Raw genomic sequence first — 1,612 nt, forward strand, 5'->3', positions numbered from 1 at the left:
CTTCTGTTTCGGGCAGTTCCTCTGTATTTCCAGGCGGCGTGGTCAGTTATTCTCTGGCCACGAAGCGGGACGTGCTGGGCATTCCCCAAGAGCTGTTGGAACGGCACGGCACGGTGTCCCGCCAGACGGCTGAGGCAATGGCCGGACATGTTCAGCGTTTGTGCCGGGCGACATGCGGCATCGGCATTACAGGTGTCGCCGGTCCGGATGAACTGGAAGGCAAGCCGGCAGGTCTGGTGTGGATTGCCTGGAAATTGGGTGAACGGTCGCACGTGCGGGAATACCGATTCGCCGGCGATCGGGAGGAAATCCAAACACGCGCCGTGAAAACGGCCATGCTCAAGCTTATCCAATTGTTGCGAGAGAAAGGTTGAAGCCTACGTGAAAAGTTTTTCCCAACTTTCGATTCAAGAAGAAATTCTTAAATCCATTTCAGATATGGGATTTGAGGAACCGACACCGATTCAGGCGGCCTGTATTCCGGTCATTCTGGAAGGGAAGGACGTGATTGGACAGGCGCAAACGGGAACAGGCAAAACGGCCGCTTTTGGCATCCCTGTCATCCAGGCGGTTGATCCGAAAAAACTGGCCGTTCAGGCGATCATCCTGACGCCGACACGTGAATTGGCCATTCAGGTCTCCGCCGAATTGCGCAAAATTGCCCGATACAAATCGCTGAGGATTCTGCCGATCTACGGCGGGCAATCCATTCGCCATCAGATTCGTGCCCTGCAGCAGGGAGTTCATGTGGTCATCGGCACGCCTGGACGGATCTTGGATCATTTGCGCCGGCGTACGCTGAACCTCAGCCAGGTCGGATACCTGGTCCTGGATGAGGCGGATGAGATGCTGGATATGGGGTTTATTGATGAGATTGAACAAATCATCAAGGCGACACCCAAGGAAAGGCAAACCTTGTTGTTTTCCGCGACCATGCCGGCTGAGATTCGGAGACTGGCCAAGCGTTATCTGAAGGATCCGGTCCCCATCTCGATCAACCGCGGGGATGTTCATGTTCCCTACATTGAACAAGTGTATTACCGTGTGTTGGAATCCCATAAACTGGAGGTATTGTGCCGGATTATCGACAGTGAAGACGTGGAACTGGGGATCGTGTTTTGCCGCACCAAAAAAGGCGTGGACGCGCTGACCGAGGCGCTGCAGGAGCGCGGGTACCTGGCCGACGGCATTCACGGTGACCTCAGCCAGATGCAACGGGACAAAGTGATGAAGGCGTTTCGAGAAGGAGAAATCGAATTTTTGGTAGCCACCGATGTGGCGGCCCGCGGAATTGATGTAAGCAACGTTTCCCACGTGATCAATTATGACATCCCTCAGGATCCTGAAAGTTATGTTCACCGGATCGGACGGACAGGGCGGGCAGGCCGTTCAGGCGTCGCGATGACACTGGTGACGCCAAGGGAAATGAAGTTGCTTCACACCATTCAGCAGCAGACAAAAATGAGCATCTCGCCGCGAGAGCTTCCCTCCTTGGAAGAAGTGACGCGAAAAAAACGCACCCAGTGGCGGGAACAGCTGGTGGCTGTTTTAAATGAAGGGGCGGCGCTTGAACAATACGATGAGCTGATTGAGGAACTGCAAGCTCATTATC

The 1,612-nt window shown here is 54.5% G+C and carries 1 protein-coding gene and 1 pseudogene; both read left to right on the top strand.

The window, feature by feature from the left end; translation table 11 throughout:
• Positions 1-374, top strand: a pseudogene (locus tag BAA01_12880) (hypothetical protein).
• Positions 375-438: 64 nt separating this feature from the next.
• Positions 439-1,612 (top strand): RNA helicase (locus BAA01_12885; GenBank protein OUM89244.1); only part of this gene is annotated, 1,174 nt, incomplete at its 3' end.

Source organism: Bacillus thermozeamaize, assembly GCA_002159075.1.
GTDB lineage: Bacteria > Bacillota > Bacilli > ZCTH02-B2 > ZCTH02-B2 > Bacillus_BB > Bacillus_BB thermozeamaize.